This window comes from Klebsiella sp. CN_Kp113, assembly GCF_040064585.1.
GTDB lineage: Bacteria > Pseudomonadota > Gammaproteobacteria > Enterobacterales > Enterobacteriaceae > Klebsiella > Klebsiella michiganensis.
Map to the genome: position 1 here is coordinate 62,847 of NZ_JBEAID010000029.1, position 21,483 is coordinate 84,329.

The following is a 21,483-nucleotide window of genomic DNA, read 5'->3' on the forward strand; positions in this document are numbered from 1 at the left end:
TCAATGAAAATTACCGAAAATTTTCACGATGAGTTATGTAGACTGGCCGCCATTAATTTTGAGGCACACGTACTACATGGCTGAATTCGAAACCACTTTTGCAGATCTGGGCCTGAAGGCTCCCATCCTTGAAGCGCTTAACGATCTGGGTTACGAAAAACCATCTCCGATCCAGGCTGAGTGCATTCCGCATCTGCTGGGCGGCCGCGACGTTCTGGGTATGGCCCAGACGGGTAGCGGTAAAACCGCAGCGTTCTCTTTACCGCTGCTGAACAACATCGATCCTGAGCTGAGAGCACCGCAGATTCTGGTGCTGGCGCCGACCCGCGAACTGGCGGTACAGGTTGCTGAAGCAATGACGGAATTCTCTAAACATATGCGCGGCGTAAACGTGGTTGCCCTGTACGGCGGCCAGCGTTATGACGTGCAGCTGCGCGCGCTGCGTCAGGGGCCGCAAATCGTTGTCGGTACCCCGGGTCGTCTGCTGGACCACCTGAAACGCGGTACGCTGGATCTCTCTAAGCTGAGCGGTCTGGTTCTGGATGAAGCTGACGAAATGCTGCGCATGGGCTTCATCGAAGACGTAGAAACCATTATGGCGCAGATCCCGGAGGGTCATCAGACCGCTCTGTTCTCTGCCACCATGCCGGAAGCCATTCGCCGTATTACCCGCCGCTTTATGAAAGAGCCGCAGGAAGTGCGCATCCAGTCGAGCGTAACAACTCGCCCGGACATCAGCCAGAGCTACTGGACTGCTTACGGTATGCGTAAAAACGAAGCGCTGGTGCGTTTCCTGGAAGCGGAAGATTTTGATGCGGCGATTATCTTCGTTCGTACCAAAAACGCGACCCTGGAAGTGGCCGAAGCGCTGGAGCGTAGCGGTTATAGCAGCGCTGCGCTGAACGGCGATATGAACCAGTCCCTGCGTGAGCAGACTCTGGAGCGTCTGAAGGACGGTCGTCTGGATATCCTGATTGCAACCGACGTTGCGGCCCGTGGCCTGGACGTTGAGCGTATCAGCCTGGTGGTTAACTATGATATCCCGATGGATTCCGAGTCTTACGTTCACCGTATCGGCCGTACGGGTCGTGCGGGTCGTGCTGGCCGCGCGCTGCTGTTCGTTGAGAACCGCGAGCGTCGTCTGCTGCGCAATATCGAACGTACGATGAAGCTGACCATTCCGGAAGTTGAACTGCCGAACGCAGAACTGCTGGGCAAACGCCGTCTGGAAAAATTCGCGGCGAAAGTTCAGCAGCAGCTGGAAAGCAGCGATCTGGATCAGTACCGTGCGCTGCTGGCGAAAATCCAGCCGTCTGCCGAAGGCGAAGAGCTGGACGTGGAAACGCTGGCCGCCGCGCTGCTGAAAATGGCTCAGGGCGAACGTCCGCTGATCCTGCCGCCGGATGCGCCTATGCGTCCTAAGCGCGAGTTCCGCGACCGTGACGATCGTTTCGAACGTCGCGGCGACCGTAACGACCGTGGCCCGCGCGGCGACCGTCCGGAACGCAGCGGCGAAGATCGTCCGAAGCGTGAGCGTCGTGACGTTGGCGATATGGAACTGTACCGTATTGAAGTGGGCCGTGATGACGGCGTTGAAGTTCGTCACATCGTTGGCGCAATTGCTAACGAAGGCGACATCAGCAGCCGTTACATCGGTAACATCAAGCTGTTTGGTTCTCACTCCACCATCGAACTGCCGAAAGGCATGCCGGGCGAAGTGCTGCAGCACTTTACGCGTACCCGCATCCTGAACAAGCCGATGAACATGCAGCTGCTGGGCGATGCTCAGCCGCGTCCTGAACGCAGCGGCGAACGTCGTGGCGGCGGTGAGCGTCGTGAAGGCGGTCGTAGCTTCGGCGGCGGTGAACGTCGTGAAGGCCGTGGTTTCGGCGGTGAGCGTCGCGAAGGCGGCCGTGGTGAAGGTCGTCGTTTCAGCGGCGAACGTCGTGAAGGTGGCCGCGCGCCGCGCCGCGATGATGCTTCAGCTCCGCGTCGCGATGACTCCGCAGGTCGTCGTCGTTTCGGTGGCGATGCATAATTAGCGCTTTCCGCTAACGTAAAGTAAACGATACAGCCCCGATCTTTATGATTGGGGCTTTTTTTATTCCCTTTGTACTCGTGTACTGGTACAGTGCGTCACGTTGATAACAAGAAAAGTATTTTCGACTGGAGATTTCGGCAAATGGCGACACTTACCACTACGGCAACCCGACCGTCCTTGTTTGGCGGCGTAGTGATTATTGGCGGGACGATTATTGGGGCGGGCATGTTCTCACTGCCGGTTGTGATGTCCGGCGCGTGGTTCTTCTGGTCTCTGGCGGCGCTGGTTTTTACCTGGTTTTGTATGCTTCACTCCGGGTTAATGATCCTTGAAGCGAACCTGAATTACCGGATTGGCTCGAGCTTCGATACCATTACTAAAGATCTGCTCGGCAAAGGCTGGAATCTGGTTAACGGCGTGTCGATCGCCTTTGTTCTTTATATTCTGACTTACGCCTATATCTCCGCCAGCGGCTCGATTCTGCACCATACGTTTAGCGAAATGTCGCTGAACGTACCGGCAAGGGCGGCAGGTTTCGGTTTTGCGCTGCTGGTGGCGTTTATCGTCTGGTTGAGCACCAAAGCGGTGAGCCGCATGACGGCCATTGTGCTGGGAGCTAAGGTCATTACCTTCTTTTTGACCTTTGGCAGCCTGTTGGGGCACGTCCAGCCGACCACCCTGTTTAACGTGGCTGAACAAAATGCCTCGTATATGCCCTATCTGCTGATGACGCTGCCGTTCTGCCTCGCGTCCTTCGGCTATCATGGCAACGTGCCGAGCCTGATGAAGTACTACGGCAAAGATCCGCGCACAATCGTTAAGTGTCTGGTTTACGGTACGCTGCTGGCGCTGGGCCTGTACGTGGTGTGGCTGCTGGTGACGATGGGTAATATCCCACGCCCTGAGTTTATCGGTATTGCGCAGAAGGGGGGCAACATAGATGTCTTGGTCCAGGCGCTCAGTGGGGTACTGAACAGCCGGAGTCTGGATCTGCTGTTAGTCATTTTTTCGAACTTTGCCGTTGCCAGTTCATTCCTTGGCGTGACGCTCGGTCTGTTTGATTATCTGGCGGATCTGTTCGGGTTCGATGACTCCGCGCTGGGACGCTTTAAAACCGCGCTTCTCACCTTTGTTCCGCCGATGGCGGGTGGCCTGCTGTGGCCGAACGGATTCCTCTACGCGATCGGCTATGCGGGGCTGGCGGCGACGATCTGGGCGGCAATTGTACCGGCGCTGCTGGCTCGCGCATCGCGTAAACGCTTTGGTAGCCCATTGTTTCGCGTTTGGGGCGGAAAGCCGATGATTGCTTTGGTTCTGCTGTTCGGGCTGGGTAACGTTATCGTGCATTTCCTGTCGAGCTTTAACGTATTACCCACCTATCACTAATTGAAAATGCGGCAGAAATGCCGCATTTTTCACTATCCGAGAAGCTCTTCTTTCACCTGCATCGCCAAATCAAATGAATGCAGGCGCGCCTGATGATCGAAGATTTGGCCGTTAACCATGATTTCATCGGCCTGGGTTTCCCGCAGGATCGACTCCAGCCCGTGACGGATTTTCGCTTTATCGCCGACCAGCGACATGCTCAGCGCTTTTTCGACGCCGTACTGCTCTGAAGCGGACCACAGCTGATGCATATTTTGCACCGGCGGCGGCAGCTGTCCGGTCTCGCCGCGGCGCAGTTTGACGAACGCCTGCTGCATGGACGTAAACAGAAATTCCGCATCTCTGTCGCTGTCGGCGGCAATAATGTTAATGCATACCATCGCGTACGGCTTCGCTAACCGCTCTGACGGCTGGAAGTGGGTGCGGTAGAGGTGCAGGGCCTGAAAGAGCATATCCGGGGCGAAGTGCGAGGCAAAGGCAAACGGCAGCCCAAGCTGCGCCGCCAACTGGGCGCTGTACAGGCTTGAGCCGAGCAGCCAGACCGGGATCTTCTCGCCATACCCGGGAACCGGGCGCACGTGCGGATTAGGATCGCGGGCGTCGAACCAGTCCACCAGCTCCGCGACATCGCGCGGGAAGTTATCGACATCGCCGCTCATATGGCGACGCAGCGCGCGCATGGTTGGCTGATCGCTGCCCGGCGCGCGGCCAAGGCCGAGATCGATGCGTCCCGGGTAGAGCGTATTGAGCGTACCGAACTGCTCGGCAATCACCAGCGGCGAATGGTTCGGCAGCATCACGCCGCCGGAGCCCAGATGCAGAGTGGTGGTATTCGCGGCAAGGTAGCCAATCAGTACGGAAGTCGCCGCGCTGGCGATACCGACCATATTATGGTGTTCGGCCAGCCAGTAGCGGTGATAGCCGCGCTTTTCCGCCAGCTGCGCCAGGTCTAAAGAGTGGGAGAAGGCTTCCTTTGCGGAAGAACCTTGCGGGATCGGCGCCAGATCGAGCACCGAGAACGAAACAGATTTGTCAGTCATAAAGGCTCACTTTGCTACAGCATCGTCATCAGATTGAAGGTCTTCTTCCAGCCTGGCGCATCCAGGATACGCCAGCCAGAAAAGCTGCATCTTTAATAGTGCATTAAAAAGCAGCGATAGCCATTAACAAAGTGAGCGGTTAATCAGCTCTGCAATTCCAGCCCGGCCAGTCGTCGCCAGTAGCCGTTGCAGTCGCTGTTCGCCGTCAGCGGCAGCGGCGCCGCGCCGTTTTCATTCGCCCGGAAGGCGTCCAGCATAGCGAAGGTCTCGCTACCCAGCGGCGACAGGCGAACCATATCCACCAGCCCGGTCATGGTGCTTAGCTCATTCCCGAGGTTGTAGACGTAGCCGCTCATGGTCTGAATGCCGTTGAGGACGAACACCTGCTGGTTCTCCTGCGAAAGCACGTCGCGCCCGTTAGGGTATTTTATGCAGCAGGTTTCACACTCGTCTTTCGGCCGGTCTTCCGAGCGCGCGGTAAAGCAGCGGGCGGAGTAGGCCAGCGGCAGATGACCGTAGCTCAGGACCTCCACCTCAAACCGGCCGCGAATGCCCAGCTCGTCGCACTGGGTCAGCAAATTCGCCAGCCAGTCGCGGGAAAGTTCGACCGGCATACACCAGCGCACCATGCCCTGCTTGAGCAGCAGACGCAGGGTGACGGCGTTGTAGCAGTTAAGCGCGTGCCCGGCGACGAACGGCAGCTTACGTTCCGCGCACAGATTAACGACGCCGAGATCGCTGGCTTCAATCAGAAATTCGCCGTTATCGACATAGCGCTTCAGTTCGCCCAGCTCCGATGACGCCTGCACCAGCGCGAGGGTGGAAAGCACCACCTGTTTACCGCTTCCCGCCAGCGTTTTTGCCATGTCGATCCAGTCGCCGACTTTGGTGGCGCGACGTTTGCTGCATACCGCTTCGCCGAGGTAAATCGTGTCCGCGCTGCAGCTTGCCGCCTGCTGGTAAAAATCTTCCAGCGTCTCTTTTGGCCAGTAATAAAGCACCGGCCCTAATGAATATTTCATTGCTGTTCTCACTGCCATTTACGGTGATAGGCGCCAAGGGTGGTTTGCGTCCCTTCGGACATGGAACCGAGGGTCTCCATCCACGCGGACTGCGGTACGAAGTTTTGCGGATCGGCTTTGCAGCGATCGATCGCCTGACGCCAGACTTTCGCCACCTGTGTAACGTACGCCGGGCTGCGCTGGCGCCCCTCGATTTTCACCGAGGCAATATTTGCCGCCATCAGCTCCGGCAGCAGCTCCAGGGTGTTCAGGCTGGTGGGTTCTTCCAGCGCGTGGTAGCGCTCGCCGTCGACCAGATACCGCCCTTTACAGAGGGTGGGATAGCCGGCGTTTTCACCATCTCGATAGCGGTCGATCAGCACTTCGTTAAGGCGTGATTCCAGTCCCTGCGGCGTTTGCTGCCAGCGCACGAAGCGCGCCGGCGAACAGGCGCCGACGGTATTCGGCGATTCGCCGGTCAGATAAGAGGAAAGGTAGCAGCGTCCTTCCGCCATAATGCACAGGCTACCGAAGGCAAAAACCTCCAGCGGCACCGGCGTGGCGCGCGCCAGCTGTTTGACCTGGTGAATCGACAGCACGCGCGGCAGCACCACGCGGGCGACGTCAAAATTGCGATGATAAAACTTTACCGCCTCTTCGTTGGTGGCCGAGGCCTGGACGGAAACGTGGCGCTCAATATGCGGATAACGCTCGGCGGCGTATTCCAGCATCGCGATATCGGCGAGGATCAGCGCGTCGGCGCCCAACTGCGCCGCCATGTCGACCGCGCGCTGCCAGCGGGCATAACCATCAGGATGCGCGAAGGTGTTAATGGCAATATGCAGTTTGCGACGATGCTGGTGCACAAAGCTGACGGCTTCCTGCAGTTTCTTTTCGGTGAAATTAAGGCCGGCAAAGTGGCGGGCGTTGGTGTCATCTTTCAGCCCGATATAGACGGCATCGGCGCCGTTTTCGATGGCCGCCTTAAGCGCCGGAAGGTTACCGGCTGGGCAGAGCAGCTCCATAATTTTTCCTGAAAAACGCGGCCCGTCAGGGACGCTGGATGGTTAATGAGCTGGGATTTTAGTTAACCTTTTGGTGACAATTTTTGATTTGAGGCAGTTAAAAGCGTATTGGCGGGATCAATACCTGCGGCCCGGCATCGTGATTTTGTTGATTTACGCCGCTATGTCGTTTATTTGATATGGCACAATAGAGGAACTATTGCATTCATGGAGTAAAGCTTGTGTTGGATAAACTGCGTTCCAAACTGGTTCACTTTGGCCCGTCGATGATGAGCGTGCCGGTTAAGCTGGCGCCATTTGCCCTCAAGCGCCAGGTGCTGGAACAGGTATTAAGCTGGCAATTTCGCCAGGCGCTGGCGGATGGGGAACTGGAGTTTCTCGAGGGGCGCTGGTTAAGTATTCATGTGCGCGACATCGGCCTGCTGTGGTATACCTCGGTGGTGGACGGTCGTCTGGTGGTCAGCCCTGCGGCTGAAGCGGACGTTAGCTTCAGCGCCGACGCCAGCGACCTGCTGATGATCGCGGCGCGTAAGCAGGATCCGGATACGCTGTTCTTCCAGCGTCGCCTGGTTATCGAAGGCGATACCGAGCTGGGACTGTATGTAAAAAACCTGATGGATGCCATTGAGCTGGAGCAGATGCCAAAGGCGCTGCGTATTATGCTGCTGCAGCTGGCGGACTTTGTTGAAGCTGGCCTGAAAGGCCCGCAGAAACCTGAACAGACATCGGTAGGTGAGGCATGCTGATTCGAGTAGAGATTGGGATTGATGCGCCGGGTATCGATGCTCTATTGCGTCGTACCTTCGGCGGCGACGCGGAAGCGCAGCTGGTGCACAGTCTTCGTGAAGATGGCCTGATCACGCTGGGCGTGGTGGCGACGGATGACGAAGGTCAGGTCGTAGGCTACGTGGCCTTTAGCCCGGTCGCCGTCGAAGGCGAAGAGCTGCAGTGGGTTGGACTGGCTCCGCTGGCGGTCGATGAAAGCTACCGCGGTCAGGGCATCGGGCGTCAGCTGGTCTATGAAGGGCTCGATTCCCTGAACGAGTTTGGCTATGCCGCCGTCGTGACGCTTGGCGATCCGGCGCTGTATGGCCGTCTGGGCTTTGAACCCGCGGCGCGTTTCGATCTGCGCTGCCGCTGGCCCGATAGCGCCGAGGCTTTCCAGGTGCATCGTCTGGCCGATGACGCGCTGAACGGCGTGAGCGGGCTGGTCGAATATAGCGACCACTTTAATCGCTTCTGAGGCTTTCCAGCAGCGCCTCAAATGAACCGTCCCCGGCAACGAGGCGCTCTTTCTGGCGCTTCGTTAGCTGCTTAATACGATACTCAAGCCGCAACGCTAGTGAGCGTTCACCAACTTCCTGACTGAAGGCCAGCTGAAGCTCGCCTTTTCCACGCAGCGCTTTCGCGCCCTTACCAGTCTGATGCTGGCAAAAGCGGCGTGAAACATCGGTGGTAATCCCGGTATAAAGGCGATTATCGGCGGTACGAATCAGATAGAGAAACCAGCACACGGTACAGAGGTCGCTATGTTAAGGTGTGAGCACCATAACATACTGGAGAGTAAAGATGGATACGCTCGCCGCGATCGGCCGCTGGCTGGGTAAGCAGCACGTCGTGACCTGGTGCGTCGCCCGCGATGATGAGCTGTGGTGCGCCAATGCTTTTTACGTTTATGACCCGGAGAAGGTCGCATTTTATCTGCTCAGCGATGAAAAAACGCGCCACGGCCAAATGACCGGGGAAAGCGCCAACGTGGCCGGGACGGTCAACGGCCAGCCAAAGAGCGTGGCGCTGATCCGCGGCGTACAGTTCAAAGGTAAAATTCGCCGCCTCGCCGGGGAAGAAGAGGCGGCGATGCGCAAGCGCTACGTCAGCCGTTTTCCGGTGGCCCGCATGCTATCGGCGCCAGTCTGGGAGATTCGTCCCGATGAGATCAAGTTCACCGATAACACGCTGGGCTTTGGGAAAAAGCTGCACTGGCTGCGCGAATCAGGCGCCGAGCAGGCGTAAGGCTTCACGATTAAAGGCCGGCAGGTCGTCCGGGGTTCTGCTGGTCACCAGCTGTTCGTTGTCGATCACCACTTCCTGGTCATAGAATTCGCCACCGGCGTTTTTCACGTCGACTACGATAGGCTTCACGGCCGTCAGTTTACGCCCGCGAATCACATCAGCGCTAATCAACAGCTGCGGGCCATGGCAGATGGCGAAGACCGGTTTGCCGCTATTGACAAAATCGCGGGTGAAGGTGACAAAGCGTTCGTCGCCGCGCAGCGAGTCCGGTGAATATCCGCCCGGCAGCAGCAGGGCGTCGAAGTCGGCAGGGCTGACGTCATCAATGGCTTTATCGATAACGACTTCAGCTTCCCCTTTTTTTCCTTTTACCTTCTTCCCCGCCTGTTTTTCAATGGTCACCACCTTGTGTCCGGCCAGACGGTAGGCGTCCGCGGGTGAGGTGAACTCCGAGTCTTCAAAGTCGTCGGTAATTAAAACGGCTATCTTCTTACTCATTCTTCCTCCAGTGTTTCGGTGTGGAATGAGGCATTTCCCTGATGATGATGGATAATTACCTCGTAGAGTATTAAGTCTGGAACATGAGGCTGGGATCGCAACATAGAAAAATCTGCAAAGGAGTTTCGATGAGTCAGGTACTGTTAACGGGGGCAACCGGGTTAGTTGGTGGTCACTTACTGCGAATGCTACTCAACGCACCGGATATTAAGTCCATTGCTGCGCCCACGCGTCGGCCGCTGAGCGATATCTCCGGCGTATTTAACCCGCACGATCCGCAGCTCACGGATGCGCTGGCGCAGGTGGTCGATCCGGTCGATATTGTTTTCTGCTGCCTGGGGACCACCCGCCGGGAAGCGGGAAGCAAAGAGGCGTTTGTGCATGCCGATTATACGCTGGTCATTGATACCGCGCTGGTGGGGAAAAAGCTGGGCGCGCAGCATATGCTGGTGGTCAGCGCGATGGGGGCGAACGCGCATTCCCCCTTTTTCTATAATCGGGTAAAAGGCGAGATGGAAGAGGCGCTGATTGCGCAGCAGTGGCCGAGGTTGACGATTGCCCGTCCATCAATGCTGGTAGGCGAGCGCGAAAAAAAACGCGCCGGCGAGACGCTCCTTGCGCCGCTTTTTAGCCTGCTGCCGGGAAACCTGAAATCGATAGACGCGCGGGACGTGGCAAGCGCGCTACTCGCGGAGGCGCTCTCGCCCGCGCAGGAAGGCGTCCGCATTCTCTCCTCGTCGCAGCTGCGCGAGAGGGCCGCGCGCGGGGGGGATTACTGATTTCCAAAGTTTCCCCGGAGGCGTAGTATTCATGTCCTCAATTTATCATGACACTCCCTGGGGAATGCTATGGCTGGTCAGTCTTCATCTCAGGCGGCAGCACCGTTTCAATGGTGGAAGCCCGCGCTGTTTTTTCTCGTCGTTATCGTTGGTCTGTGGTTCGTTAAATGGCAGCCCTATTACGGCAAAGCCTTTACCGCCGCTGAGACGCACAGTATCGGCAAATCCATTCTTGCAAATAGCGATGCGAATCCTTTCGCTGCGGCCTGGGATTACGCGCTGGTCTATTTCCTGGCGGTATGGAAAGCGGCGGTATTAGGCGTGCTGCTGGGATCGCTCATTCAGGTGCTGATCCCGCGTGACTGGCTGCGGCGCACGTTAGGGCAATCGCGTTTTCGCGGTACGCTGCTGGGGACCGCATTCTCTCTGCCGGGGATGATGTGCACCTGCTGCGCCGCGCCGGTGGCTGCGGGAATGCGTAAACAGCAGGTATCCATGGGCGGCGCGCTGGCATTCTGGCTGGGCAATCCGCTGCTCAACCCGGCGACGCTGGTGTTTATGGGCTTCGTGCTGGGCTGGCAGTTTGCGCTGATTCGCCTGCTGGCCGGACTGGCGACCGTACTGGTGGTCGCCACGCTGGTTCAGAAATGGGTGAAAGAAGCGGCGACGCAGCCGGTTCCCGTGCCTGAAATGTCGGTCACAACGGGGCAGGACGGCTTCTTCAGCCGCTGGCTGCGCGCGCTGTGGACGCTGTTCTGGAATACCATCCCGGTTTATATTCTGGCGGTACTGGTGCTGGGCGCCGCGCGGGTGTGGTTATTCCCTCACGCCGATGGCGTGGTGGAGAATACGCTGTTCTGGGTGATTGCCATGGCGATTGCCGGCTGCCTGTTTGTGATACCGACGGCGGCGGAGATCCCGATTGTGCAGACCATGATGCTGGCAGGAATGGGCATGGCGCCCGCGCTGGCGCTGCTGATTACGCTGCCTGCTGTTAGCGTACCGTCACTGATTATGCTGCGTAAAGCGTTCCCGGCGAAGGCGCTGTGGCTGACCGGTGGGCTGGTGGCGCTGTGCGGCGCGGTGGTTGGGGGCGTTGCTTTACTCTGATGATCTTCCCGGAGGCGGCGCTGCGCGCCTGTCCGGGCTACCGGCCCACAGCCAACGGTGAACCCGTAGCCCGGCTCAGCGTAGCGCAGGCCGGGAGGCAGAGACGCTTACTTGATATAGGTAAAGGCGGTGGTGACGCGAGACACGCCGCTCACCCGGCTGGCGATATCCGCCGCCGCGCGTCCTTCACGGTCGGTGACCAGACCCATCAGGAACACTTCACCGTTTTCGGTTGTCACCTTCACGTTGGAGGATTTCACCTGGTCGGTACCCAGCAGCTGGGAGCGGACTTTGGTGGTGATCCAGGTATCCGAAGACGCGGTTCCTAAGCCGATCGGCTGGCCCTGACGCACTTCGTTAAACACCTCCGTCGTACCTTCTACGCCCATAGCGATTTGCTTCGCGCGTGCGGAGAGATCGGACGTTGGGGATTGCCCGGTCAGCAGAACTTTGCCCTGGTAGGCGGTCACGTTGATGCGGGCCTGTTTCTTAATTTGTTCATCTTTCGACAGCGCGCTGTTAACGCGCAGCTCCAGCGTGCTGTCGTCCACCTGAGTACCTACCGTACGCGGGTCCGTCGCGGCTTTAGTGCCGACTGCTGCCGTTCCGACTACCGCGGCAGCAACGCATCCCTGAAGCAGTAGCGCAGACAGCAGAATGGCGAGGGGCGAGAGAGCCTTCATGTGTTCTCCTTAATCGTCCTGGTGTGGAAAAAGCGTGTTATCGATCAAATCGCACAGACAGTTGACGGTGAGCATGTGCATTTCCTGAATTCGCGCGCTGCGATGCGACGGAATGCGGATTTCGACGTCCTGCTGCCCTAACAGGCCAGCCAGTTCACCGCCGTCATAACCGGTTAACGCCACGATAGTCATATCGCGGGTGACCGCCGCTTCCACGGCTTTCACGATGTCCCGGCTGTTGCCGCGCGTAGAAATCGCCAGCAGCACGTCGCCGGCGTGTCCCAACGCTCGCACCTGCTTAGCATAGATTTCGTCATGCAGGCGATCGTTGGCAATTGCGGTTAAGACCACATTATCGGTATTTAGTGCAATGGCGGGTAAACCAGGACGCTCTGTTTCAAAACGGTTAATCATACTGGCAGCAAAATGCTGTGCGTTGGCGGCGGAAGTGCCATTACCACAACAGAGGATTTTGTTGCCGTTCAGCAGCGACTGAACGAGCGTCATCGCCGCACGGGAGATGGCGTCCGGGAGTGCTTCCGCTGCTGCAATTTGGGTTTGAATGCTTTCGGTGAAGCAGGCTTTGATTCTGTCGAGCACGGGATCCCTTAATTCGTTTACGCTATTCGCCAAAGGCGTTTTTTAGCCATTGGATGTCGTTTCCGGTGAAGGCTACCACATCGAAACGGCAATCCACAGTCTCAAAGCTCCCATTCTGTCGGCAGAGCCACAGACGCGCGGCTTTGAGCAGTCTTTGTTGCTTTTGCGGCGTCACGCTGGAGGCGGCATCGCCGTAGTTTGCGCTGCGACGATAGCGTACTTCGACAAAGACGGTGACGCTGCCGTCGCGCATGATGAGGTCTATCTCGCCGCCGCGCTCGCGGACGTTGGCGGCGATAAAACGCAGACCCTGGCTCTCCAGCCAGCGGCGCGCCTGGGTTTCCCAGGCATCGCCGGTCTGTTTACTTAGTTGGCCGCGACGATTTGCCCACCCTGGTATTTGAGCCATGACAGTTTCCTGTTGATCACGCAATCCTGCGTGGCCGTGAGATCGCCGGTATTGCCGTTCAGCTCAAAGCCGGGAACCTGGCGCATCTGCGAGAAATGGTTGGCAAGGGACCAGGCGTCGGCGCCCATGGCGTACAGGCGCGCCAGCGAGTAGTCGTTACGAACGGCGGCCAGCGCCTGCTGCTGCAGGGCAGGGTTACTTCCCGCCAGCATCGGGATCTCGCTATATTGCAGACCTTCCATCTCCAGACGGAAGTCCGGTCCGGAAGTCCCCTGGGCGCTGCGGGAGCTGGCGTAGAGCGTCACGCCGCTCTGGCTGCCGTTACGCAGGGCGATCATCGGTTTGATGTAAGCGATTTGTTCCGGCGTGGCCAGGATATACGCGGCGTCGACGCCGCCGGTGCTGCTGACCGGCACATCGCTCGGGCTACCCAGGGCGCTGTCTTGCGCTGACGGCAGGGTTGAGACCGGCGTACCGCTTAGCGAAATACCGCTGTTGACGCTGCCGCGCAGCTCGGCGGTGGAGCCCAGGCGCTGTTGCAGGACGGTACCGCCCCCCAGCTTCAGCCACTCGTTGGCGAAGGCGGTAACCACCCGATCGCCCAGGGCGCCGCGAGGCACCAGCAGCAGCGGAGTCTGTTTGCCCTGATCGTGAATGTGATGCGCCGCGTCGCGGGCTTCGTCTTCCGGCGAGAGGGCGAAATAGCAGATATTGGCCCGGCTTTCGACTTTTTCCGGCTGATTGAGCGCCAGCACGTTCAGCGAGGTATTGCTCTTGATGACATCTTCGACATTATCTTTCAGCAGCGGACCGACGACGATGGTCGCGCCATCCTGCTGCACTTGGGCCAGCAGCTGGCTCATTGGCTGAGCGGTGGTGTCGTAGATTTTCAGTTCTGCGGAAGGGTTGGCTGGCGTTGCGGCGACTGCCTGAGCCTGCGGCGTTTCCGCCGGCTGGCTGGTGGCCTCCGGCGTCGGGGCTTGTACTGCCGCCGGCGCGGTGACCGGCGCCGCGGTTTGCGCCTGGTCGGCCGCTGGCGCCTGTACCGGGGTCTGAGCGTTATTGGTGGTCGTCAGATCGGTGACCTCCGCCTGCGATGGGCTGACTACGGCGCTTTCGGCAACGTTCGCCGCCTGGGCGACCTGGGCGGGTACTGCGCTTCCTGCAACGGCAGGCGCGCCGTTCTTCGCCGCTTCAAAGCCCTGCTGGATCGTGCGGCCAAAAATCGCCGCCTGGCCGTTTAACGGCAGCAGCAGGGCGATTTTATTGGTCGATGCGGCCTGGTAGTTCTGCATATTCACTAGCTGCGTCGGCAGCATTTTCGCCCCCGGATTTTGCGGGTAGCGAGTCTGCCAGTCTTTCACTCCCGCCTTGAGCATCGTCGGATCGCTGCGGTTATCAAACCACATGCGCTGCAGATCCAGCCAGCCCTGCAGGACGTTCTCATCGGCGTTAATGACCAGCGCGTTGGCCTGATCTTTGGTCATGGCGGTGAGCGCTTTCCAGGTCGCGTCGATGTTTTTCTGCTTTTGCGCAGGCAGGCTTAACAGCGACTGTTGGGCAATCAGGGCCCGCAGCAGGTTCAGCGAGGGTTGACCCTGGCTGGCGTCAATTTGCGCCTGCCAGTAGCGGGGCAGTTGGTTCTCCTCAAGGCTTGCCGGGTCGAGCTTGCTGAGCAGCGTCTGCGCGCCCTGGAAATCGTTCTGCGCCAGCTTCACTTCCACCGCCAGCAGCGACCTTTCGCGGCTTTGCGCACCGTTGAGATTAGACGGTAGCTGGTTGAACAGGTCGATCGCCTGCGGTTTCTTACCTTCCTTCAGCAGTGCACGAATGGCGAGTAATTGCCAGTTGGTCTTGCTATCATTCGTGCTTTGCTGCATCTGTTGCAGATAGTAACTGGAGTCTGCCTGAGCCGTACCCTGCAAATACGCCGTACTTTGATCCGGAGTATGGGTACCGCAGCCGGCAAAGATCAGCGCGGCCAGCAGTACGGGCAGACAACGCACGGGTTTAGAACGAAGAAATGTTGACGGTACCATATGTGTCCAGTGATATTTTTTTGGCTCAATGCTCAATATTAATTCGGCAATACGGACGAGACAATGAAACAACACGAATCAGCAGATAATTCTCAGGGACAGCTCTATATTGTGCCCACTCCGATAGGGAATCTGTCTGATATCACGCAACGCGCGCTGGAAGTGTTGCAAGCCGTTGATTTAGTTGCAGCGGAAGATACCCGCCATACCGGTTTGCTGCTGCAGCATTTTGCGATCAACGCCCGTTTATTCGCGCTTCATGACCACAACGAGCAGCAAAAGGCGGAAACGCTGGTGGCGAAGCTTAAAGCGGGGCAAAACATCGCGCTGGTTTCCGACGCCGGAACGCCGCTGATTAACGATCCCGGCTATCATCTGGTGCGCACCTGCCGTGAAGCTAATATTCGCGTGGTGCCTCTGCCCGGCCCCTGTGCGGCGATTGCGGCGCTGAGCGCGGCGGGTCTGCCTTCGGATCGCTTCTGCTATGAAGGCTTTTTGCCTGCCAAATCCAAAGGGCGTCGTGACACGCTGAAGGCGCTGGAAGAAGAGCCGCGGACGATTATTTTTTATGAGTCGACCCACCGCCTGCTGGAAAGCCTGGAAGATATCTGCACGGTATTGGGCGAGTCTCGCTACGTGGTGCTGGCGCGGGAGCTGACCAAAACCTGGGAATCGATTCACGGAGCGCCGATCGGCGAGCTGCTGGCATGGGTGAAAGAGGACGAAAATCGCCGTAAAGGCGAGATGGTGCTGATCGTAGAAGGTTTTAAAGCGCAGGAAGAGGCGCTGCCGGCGGTAGCGCTGCGTACGCTGGCCCTGCTGCAGGCTGAGCTGCCGCTGAAAAAAGCCGCCGCGCTGGCTGCGGAAATCCACAGCGTGAAGAAAAACGCCCTGTATAAGTATGCCCTGGAGCAGCAGGGGTAAGCAGAATGCCCGGGCGATTGCCCGGGCCAATACCTTATTTAGCGGGGGTTGCTTCGAATACAAGCATCTGTAATGGCTGCAACGTGACGACAATTGGGGCCTGGTATTTATCAGGGAATGTCGAATTGCTCCCGTAGATGCTTCTTAACGTGAAGTTTGAGGTTGCCCCATGCGGAAGCTCAAATGCTTTCGTCAGGTCGAGGTAGTATTGCTGCGGTTTATCCGATGGGTTACGTATCCCCAGGATAGCTTTTTCTTTGCTCCAGGATGCCCAACCATACACTTCCAGCGCAGTAGGATCGCCGCCCACCCAGTGGGTATCGACTAATATATCGGCGTTAGCGCGGGACCATTTTGCCGCCTGCGCCAGGACATCCCATTTCGCTTTATTGAGCATGGACGGTGTGATGTAAAGCTCTTGTAGCTGGGTACCGGTAGCGAAATAGCTCCATACTTGATCGGCAAAGTCGCTATCCGTTTGTACCTTCTCAAGCCCGTAATAGGCGTTTTCAGCGCTAACTATGCCGTGGTACATCAGTGAGTTAAGTGGAAATAGCGGACCTTTTCGTACGATAGAGCGCCAGGTTTCTGCATCCCGATAAGTCATCCATTGCTGTACTGGCGTGCCGGGACCGTAGAGATTAATGTCATCACCCTGACGCCAGATAGCGTCAGCATAGAAAAGCCATGAGGGGCTGGCGTTGGTCCCGGTGGTTAAATTAATAAACTGATTTGGGTTGGCGCTACGCATATTATGAAGTAGGGCAATTGACGCATCGAAGTCAGATGCGAACTCACTACCTTTAATATGTGAATTTGCGTTCCCCATACCATCCAGTTTAAATGAAGTGATATGCTCTTTTTTAATTAGATTAATAACCTGTGCATTAAAGTTTTTAAAATATTTAGGGCCGGAGAGCGCAAATTTTCCATCGACGGTTTCGAAGCCATATTCTTTAGCATGGGATACGCGAATATCCCGCGGCTTGTTATATCCGCCCCAGGGAGAAAGCCAGAGTCCGATTGAACTATGCAAGCTATCGGCTTTTTCTCTTACCTTACTGAATCCGTTGCTAAAAGCCGGGCCAAATAACCATCTTCCGGTCCGATCATCCCAGCCATCATCTAACAGGAAGGCATCCAGCATTACACCGCGTCCGGTAATGAATTCCTTATTCCATTCATCCATACGCTGTAGAACTTCGGGTTCGGTATAGGTGGTAAAGAATCCAATATCCATCCAGCTGTTGTAGTGCAGATAGGGCTTATAGGGCCGCGGGCGAACCGCATCGATAAACTGGTTGACGCTTCGGCGTAGCTGATTGATTTCCGGGAATGTACCGAACCAGGTGGTATAGCTAACGGCGGTGCCTGGCTGTAAAGGTGTTTTTAGTTCAACATTAAGATTGGTGGTTGCTTCATAAGCCCAGGTGTTCACTACAGGTTTATTCGGCAATATAAAAAATGAATCAGCAATAATCGGTGAGCTATTTATTGAACCTTCTACCCACGGGGCTTGTGACTGTTTTCTGGTGGGAAAAAACGTGATTTTCGAGACCTCTTGTGCCTTCCCGAGGGCGGTAATCGTATAATCAATGCTGGCGTATTTATCTTTAACCAGATTCAGTTTTACCTCGACGTTAAAATCCGGATGAGCATAATCAATGATAATGGTGTTATCTTTCTTATCCACATGCTTTATTTTAAAGTCAGCGGCGTGAATGACCGTTTCATCCGGAAGAGTAAGAAAGAAAAGCTCTTCGGGTGAAAGCTGATGCTGTGATTTAACGTCTTTAAGCGCCATCACAGAATTCGCATCGTTAAATGAAACGGCAAGGTATTCGCTATCCAGTGCATATTGGGCGGCGAAAGCCCCGTTGGAAATAAGCAGAGCCAGTAACGAAACATTGAGCGTTTTTTTCATGAGAAAAGTCCTTGTTTTCGTTTTTTTCAGAGGTAAGCAGCGTTAGCCTCCATTGGGTTAACGCTTTGGTAAGGGGGAGGTGCTGGGGGCTGGCTACACTCAGGCTTCGGCGATTTGTAAAAGGCAGTTGGCCGACCCGCATACGGCGATCTTACTGCGTACCACCTCTTTCATCGCGTTCATGCCAACGCGCATGTAATAACGCGGATCGTTACCTTGCGGATTTTCGGCAAACCATTTTTTCACCGCAGCAGCAAAGGCGATTTTCAGTTCAGTAGCGACATTGACTTTGCACACACCCAGTTCGATGGTGCGGCGAACATACTCATCAGGCACATCGCTTGCGCCATGGAGTACCAGCGGAATATCCACCACTTCACGGATTTCCGCCAGACGCTGGAAGTCGATTTTGGGTTTTTTGGTGTAAAGGCCATGAGCCGTACCAATCGCTACGGCCAGGCTATCTACGCCCGTTAGCTCAATAAAACGTTTGGCTTCCTGCGGATCGGTCAAAAACGCGCTTTCCGCATCCACACTCATGTCGTCTTCTACTCCACCCAGGCGTCCGAGTTCAGCTTCTACGCTACAGTCGCGGGCATGGCAAAAATCCACCACCGATTTTACCAGTTTCACATTCTCTTCAAACGGGAAGTGGCTGCCGTCGATCATGGCGCTGCGTACGCCTGCGTCCACTTTCCGGCGAATATCTTCCAGCGATTCATGGTGATCGAGATGCAGAGCCAGCGGAATGCCGAAACTGGTGGAGTAGGCGCGGCATAGCGCGTAGATCTCCTCCAGCGCAATATGCTTAAAAGTACCCGGGGTTCCGGCGAGGATCACGGGTGATTGCATTTCGCTGCACACTTCCAGAATCGCCTGGATCGTTTCGGCGTTATGGATGTTGAACGCGGGTACCGCGTAGCCTTTTGCCTGGGCATCCTGCAGGAGATACTTGGTAGAAATAATGCTCATGATCGGATCCTCTTAAGCCAGCCATGGATGAATAACGACGCCCTGCACTACGCGGTTAACCGTGCCGCTGGCGGAGGGGGTATCCGGCGTATTTCCTACGGCGATCGACTGCGTAAGGGCGAATACCTGGGCGTACATCAGGAAGCAGAAGGCCAGTTCTACATCAACGAAGTGACGCGCTGGCGGCAGAAGGATATGTGGGCCAGCTTCAATAACGGCATCGCTCTCCGCGGCGATGGCCACCACACGCATGGCCTGCCGATCGCGCCGTAGTTCTGCCAGCAGGTCGAGATCGTATTGGCGGGTGTAGGGGTGGCTAGATATATACACCACAACCAGCGTTTCGTTATCGACCAGTGATTTTGGTCCATGGCGGAAACCGGTCGGTGAGTCATAGAACGCTGCCAGCTTACCCGCCGTTAGCTCCAGGACCTTTAACGCCGATTCACGCGCAGCGCCCTGTAACCCACCGCTGCCGAGATAAACGATCCGCTTCCAGGGCTCGCTGCCAAATACGCCGTGGCTGAAATCGCCGAGTGAGGTCAGTATTGCGTGGCAGCGATCGGCCACATCGCGGAATGTCTGGCTGTTAATAACTTCTGGCGCAAAGGCCGCCAGGCAGCTGGCCATCATTGTGGTAATACTGCTGGTCATCGCAAAGCCGCGATCGTGCGTTTCTGCTGGCATCAATAGCGCAAAGGCGTTCCCGTTCTCAAGAGCGTTTTGATAAAGGCTACCCGCTTCGTTGCAGGTAATTGAAAGGTGATAGCACTCCGGGACGAACTGGTTTGCCAGCTCAACGGCGGCTACGCTCTCCGGGCTGTTGCCGGAACGGGCGAAGGAGACCAGCAGTAGCGGATGCGCCGGGTTCAGGTAATCCATCGGATTGGTAACCAGATCGGTAGTTGGTACCGCGCTAATGTTTTTTGCGCTGTGATTAGCAAGCCATGGAGCGATGATTTCGCCGATAAATGCCGAAGTGCCAGCTCCGGTCAGGATGATCCGCAGATCGTTTTTATGCAGCAGTGGCGTGAGAAAGTTGTCGATCGCCGGACGAATATTGTCGATGTTTTTCAGTGAGTGCATCCAACAGACAGGCTGCTGACGGATCTCTTCTTCTGTCCAGGTTCCGGTCGCCGCGGCAGCAGGGGTATAAATTTCTGACATAACGTAAGTCCTTATCTTGTGAACTCCACATCAGACGCTGGCAAATTGTCGCTATCTTTCGTTTTGTTTCACTTGTTCATGTGATCGATTGATTAAAATTTATAGGAAAGAAATCGAAAGTTCAATGATGCAAAATGAAATAAAACGAAATTTGTGATCGAGGGAGCGGGGGTTTTATATATGTAATTGATAAATGGATAATAAATCCCATGAAAGCAACGTGAGAGTTTTGTTTTACGAAAGGAAAAGAAAGTAAAGGCCTTGCGATCGTAAGTCGAAGGCCACTATGACGTTTAATGAAGGGCTATAGAGGGAAAACCTGGCCCTGAATCCATATCCCTTGTAAATGCAGTCCACCGTTGAGGGCGATGGCGCTGGCGCGTTTACCGGCCTTTAGCGAACCTAACTGATGGTCGATTCCCAGCAGACGGGCTGGATGTAGTGAAGCCATATGGATAGCATTCTCAGGGGAAATACCGGTGAGTTCGACCATATTACGAACCGCCGCATCTACCGAAAGCGTACTGCCCGCCAGACTACCGGAAGCGGTCCGCACAATACCACCACGCATCTCTACCTTTTGGCCGCATAAGGTATAGCTCCCGTCAGGCATTCCCGCGGCCTGCATCGCATCGGTAATTAGTACTATCCGGTCTTGCGCGCAGCTGCAGCATAGCTTCATGGCAGTGGGGTGAACGTGGTGTCCGTCGGCGATAAGTTCCAGCCATGCACGTGCGTCGGTTAACCCTGCGCCAACCATGCCCGGTTCCCTATGGTGTAATCCCGTCATACCGTTATAGCAATGCACCAGCCCGCCCGCACCGGCATCAAAAGCGCTCCGGGTTTGCTCGCAGGTCGCCGCGCTATGCCCCAACATTACCCGCAGACCTCGATGCTTCAGATGGTTAATCGCCTGAAGTGCTCCGGTTTTTTCCGGTGCCAGCGCAACCACGCGCAGGGTATCGCGAGAAATGGCTATCATTTCATCCAGTTCTGCGAGATCCAGTTCGCGGAACCATTCCGCAGGATGAGCGCCTTTGTTCTGCGGCGTAAAATAAGGACCTTCCAGATAGCTTCCCAGCACCTGCGCTCCGGGACCTCCGGAATAGCAGCGTTGCGCTATACGCGCCAGCACTCGGTGTATCGTCTCTAACGGAGCCGTAACGGTGGTGGGGAGCCAGCCGGCAACCCCTTCACGTGCTTTGTGCATGGCTAGTTTATCAAGTACATCCGGAGCATCGTCCATCACATCGACCCCGGCGCCACCGTGGACGTGAGTATCGATGTAAGCGGGAGCGAGTAGCTCAGCATCACGGAGCATGGTTCCCATGGAGATAGGCTCTATTGCCGTAATGACACCCTCTTCAATACGCAGTTGATGATCGTCCAGCCAGCCTTGTTCCGTCAGCAGACGTCTGGCGCGCAGAATTTGTGTCATATCCCTTCCTCGGCGGTGCTCTCTTCGCGACAGCGTCCTAGCTCGTCCACCAGACTGGTCAAGCCACGGTGCCCGCACTCCAGGGCCTGTATGCGAAACGCCTCGCCGCTGAGTTCATCGCGATCCAGCACCATTTCCAGCAGTAGCTGCAGGTTGGTGCCGGTAATCACTTCACGGCCGGTTTTTTGCATCGCCAGTGTTGATGCAACGCGGAATGGCGTCCCGCCGAGCAGGTCGGTCAGGAATATGAGGCCTTCCTCGCCGTCCAGTTCTCCAACAGCCTGCTCAAGCTGCGAGGTAAGCAGCGCGGTGGTGGAAGTCTCAGGAAAATCGATAGCGATAAAGTGAGACTGCTCGCCGAGGATCTGTTTCATCGCTTTTTCCATGCCGCTGGCAAATCCGCCATGCCCCGTCAAAATGATACCTAACATCTC

The 21,483-nt window shown here is 56.5% G+C and carries 23 protein-coding genes; 9 read left to right on the plus strand and 14 right to left on the minus strand.

Annotation, left to right across the window (positions count from 1 at the left end):
• Positions 1–3 precede the first annotated feature (3 nt).
• The 3 genes from yrbN to mtr all read left to right on the plus strand — a co-directional run bounded on the left by yrbN (position 4) and on the right by mtr (position 3,427).
• Positions 4–84 (plus strand): protein YrbN, encoded by an 81-nt coding sequence (gene yrbN, locus ABLV30_RS19720; RefSeq protein ID WP_085954934.1) that lies wholly within the window; start codon positions 4–6, stop codon positions 82–84.
• On the plus strand, positions 77–2,038 hold the full coding sequence (locus tag ABLV30_RS19725; RefSeq protein ID WP_014839626.1) for a DEAD/DEAH family ATP-dependent RNA helicase: 1,962 nt from the start codon (positions 77–79) through the stop codon (positions 2,036–2,038). The genes yrbN and ABLV30_RS19725 overlap by 8 nt, the downstream gene beginning before the upstream one ends.
• 144 nt (positions 2,039–2,182) lie before the next feature.
• The gene (gene mtr, locus ABLV30_RS19730) at positions 2,183–3,427 is read left to right on the plus strand and encodes a tryptophan permease (protein ID WP_025108146.1); all 1,245 of its coding nucleotides are present in this window, start codon (positions 2,183–2,185) and stop codon (positions 3,425–3,427) included.
• A 32-nt stretch (positions 3,428–3,459) separates the two neighbouring features.
• Here the strand turns inward: mtr and ABLV30_RS19735 are convergent, their stop codons facing one another.
• The 3 genes from ABLV30_RS19735 to ABLV30_RS19745 all read right to left on the minus strand — a co-directional run bounded on the left by ABLV30_RS19735 (position 3,460) and on the right by ABLV30_RS19745 (position 6,493).
• On the minus strand, positions 3,460–4,467 hold the full coding sequence (locus tag ABLV30_RS19735; RefSeq protein ID WP_032693258.1) for an LLM class flavin-dependent oxidoreductase: 1,008 nt from the start codon (positions 4,465–4,467) through the stop codon (positions 3,460–3,462).
• Between the two features lie 143 nt (positions 4,468–4,610).
• Positions 4,611–5,489, minus strand: a complete 879-nt coding sequence (locus tag ABLV30_RS19740) for a U32 family peptidase (RefSeq protein ID WP_032720215.1) — start codon at positions 5,487–5,489, stop codon at positions 4,611–4,613.
• Positions 5,490–5,497: 8 nt separating this feature from the next.
• Entirely contained in the window at positions 5,498–6,493 is a 996-nt protein-coding gene (locus ABLV30_RS19745; protein ID WP_004106058.1) for a peptidase U32 family protein, read from the minus strand.
• A gap of 221 nt (positions 6,494–6,714) precedes the next feature.
• On the opposite strand from ABLV30_RS19745, the gene ABLV30_RS19750 reads away from it, so the two are divergent.
• A complete protein-coding gene (locus tag ABLV30_RS19750; protein WP_004854523.1) occupies positions 6,715–7,239 on the plus strand; it encodes an SCP2 domain-containing protein in 525 nt (174 codons plus the stop codon).
• Entirely contained in the window at positions 7,233–7,736 is a 504-nt protein-coding gene (locus tag ABLV30_RS19755; RefSeq protein ID WP_004125592.1) for an N-acetyltransferase, read from the plus strand. The genes ABLV30_RS19750 and ABLV30_RS19755 overlap by 7 nt, the downstream gene beginning before the upstream one ends.
• On the opposite strand, the gene ABLV30_RS19760 is transcribed toward ABLV30_RS19755, so the two are convergent.
• A complete protein-coding gene (locus ABLV30_RS19760; protein ID WP_025108143.1) occupies positions 7,723–8,007 on the minus strand; it encodes a GIY-YIG nuclease family protein in 285 nt (94 codons plus the stop codon). The genes ABLV30_RS19755 and ABLV30_RS19760 overlap by 14 nt on opposite strands.
• Before the next feature lie 55 nt (positions 8,008–8,062).
• Here ABLV30_RS19760 and ABLV30_RS19765 point away from each other — a divergent pair, with 55 nt between their 5' ends.
• On the plus strand, positions 8,063–8,506 hold the full coding sequence (locus tag ABLV30_RS19765; protein WP_032751462.1) for a YhbP family protein: 444 nt from the start codon (positions 8,063–8,065) through the stop codon (positions 8,504–8,506).
• Here ABLV30_RS19765 and ABLV30_RS19770 read toward each other — a convergent pair.
• On the minus strand, positions 8,486–9,004 hold the full coding sequence (locus ABLV30_RS19770) for a type 1 glutamine amidotransferase domain-containing protein (protein WP_004854517.1): 519 nt from the start codon (positions 9,002–9,004) through the stop codon (positions 8,486–8,488). The two genes, ABLV30_RS19765 and ABLV30_RS19770, sit on opposite strands and share 21 nt — an antisense overlap.
• A 128-nt stretch (positions 9,005–9,132) precedes the next feature.
• Between ABLV30_RS19770 and ABLV30_RS19775 the strand changes: the two genes are divergently transcribed.
• Positions 9,133–9,783, plus strand: a complete 651-nt coding sequence (locus tag ABLV30_RS19775; protein WP_265801047.1) for an NAD(P)H-binding protein — start codon at positions 9,133–9,135, stop codon at positions 9,781–9,783.
• Positions 9,784–9,852: 69 nt separating this feature from the next.
• Positions 9,853–10,893, plus strand: a complete 1,041-nt coding sequence (locus ABLV30_RS19780) for a permease (protein ID WP_032720217.1) — start codon at positions 9,853–9,855, stop codon at positions 10,891–10,893.
• A gap of 107 nt (positions 10,894–11,000) precedes the next feature.
• Here the strand turns inward: ABLV30_RS19780 and dolP are convergent, their stop codons facing one another.
• The 4 genes from dolP to ABLV30_RS19800 are packed head-to-tail and all read right to left on the minus strand — an operon-like array spanning position 11,001 to position 14,624.
• Positions 11,001–11,576, minus strand: coding sequence for a division/outer membrane stress-associated lipid-binding lipoprotein (gene dolP, locus ABLV30_RS19785; protein WP_004125578.1), 576 nt, complete (start codon positions 11,574–11,576; stop codon positions 11,001–11,003).
• Between the two features lie 9 nt (positions 11,577–11,585).
• On the minus strand, positions 11,586–12,176 hold the full coding sequence (gene diaA, locus ABLV30_RS19790; RefSeq protein ID WP_002918211.1) for a DnaA initiator-associating protein DiaA: 591 nt from the start codon (positions 12,174–12,176) through the stop codon (positions 11,586–11,588).
• A gap of 22 nt (positions 12,177–12,198) precedes the next feature.
• Positions 12,199–12,585 (minus strand): YraN family protein, encoded by a 387-nt coding sequence (locus ABLV30_RS19795; protein WP_014226966.1) that lies wholly within the window; start codon positions 12,583–12,585, stop codon positions 12,199–12,201.
• On the minus strand, positions 12,543–14,624 hold the full coding sequence (locus ABLV30_RS19800; RefSeq protein ID WP_265801051.1) for a penicillin-binding protein activator: 2,082 nt from the start codon (positions 14,622–14,624) through the stop codon (positions 12,543–12,545). Before ABLV30_RS19800 ends, ABLV30_RS19795 begins: the two co-directional genes overlap by 43 nt.
• Before the next feature lie 63 nt (positions 14,625–14,687).
• On the opposite strand from ABLV30_RS19800, the gene rsmI reads away from it, so the two are divergent.
• Positions 14,688–15,548 (plus strand): 16S rRNA (cytidine(1402)-2'-O)-methyltransferase, encoded by an 861-nt coding sequence (gene rsmI / locus ABLV30_RS19805; protein WP_134898697.1) that lies wholly within the window; start codon positions 14,688–14,690, stop codon positions 15,546–15,548.
• Positions 15,549–15,582: 34 nt separating this feature from the next.
• Here rsmI and ABLV30_RS19810 read toward each other — a convergent pair whose 3' ends face one another.
• From ABLV30_RS19810 to agaF, 5 genes are all read right to left on the minus strand, one after another.
• Positions 15,583–17,472, minus strand: a complete 1,890-nt coding sequence (locus ABLV30_RS19810) for an enterotoxin (RefSeq protein WP_025108319.1) — start codon at positions 17,470–17,472, stop codon at positions 15,583–15,585.
• 99 nt (positions 17,473–17,571) lie between these two features.
• Positions 17,572–18,444, minus strand: coding sequence for a tagatose-bisphosphate aldolase subunit KbaY (kbaY, locus tag ABLV30_RS19815; protein WP_134898695.1), 873 nt, complete (start codon positions 18,442–18,444; stop codon positions 17,572–17,574).
• A gap of 12 nt (positions 18,445–18,456) precedes the next feature.
• Positions 18,457–19,611: an SIS domain-containing protein gene (locus ABLV30_RS19820; protein ID WP_025108320.1), complete on the minus strand. Its 1,155-nt coding sequence runs from the start codon at positions 19,609–19,611 to the stop codon at positions 18,457–18,459.
• A gap of 304 nt (positions 19,612–19,915) precedes the next feature.
• Positions 19,916–21,049, minus strand: coding sequence for an N-acetylglucosamine-6-phosphate deacetylase (nagA, locus tag ABLV30_RS19825; RefSeq protein ID WP_265801054.1), 1,134 nt, complete (start codon positions 21,047–21,049; stop codon positions 19,916–19,918).
• Complete coding sequence (agaF, locus tag ABLV30_RS19830) at positions 21,046–21,480, minus strand: PTS galactosamine/N-acetylgalactosamine transporter subunit IIA (protein ID WP_004125557.1); 435 nt, start codon at positions 21,478–21,480, stop codon at positions 21,046–21,048. The genes nagA and agaF overlap by 4 nt, the downstream gene beginning before the upstream one ends.
• Between the last annotated feature and the right edge of the window lie 3 nt (positions 21,481–21,483).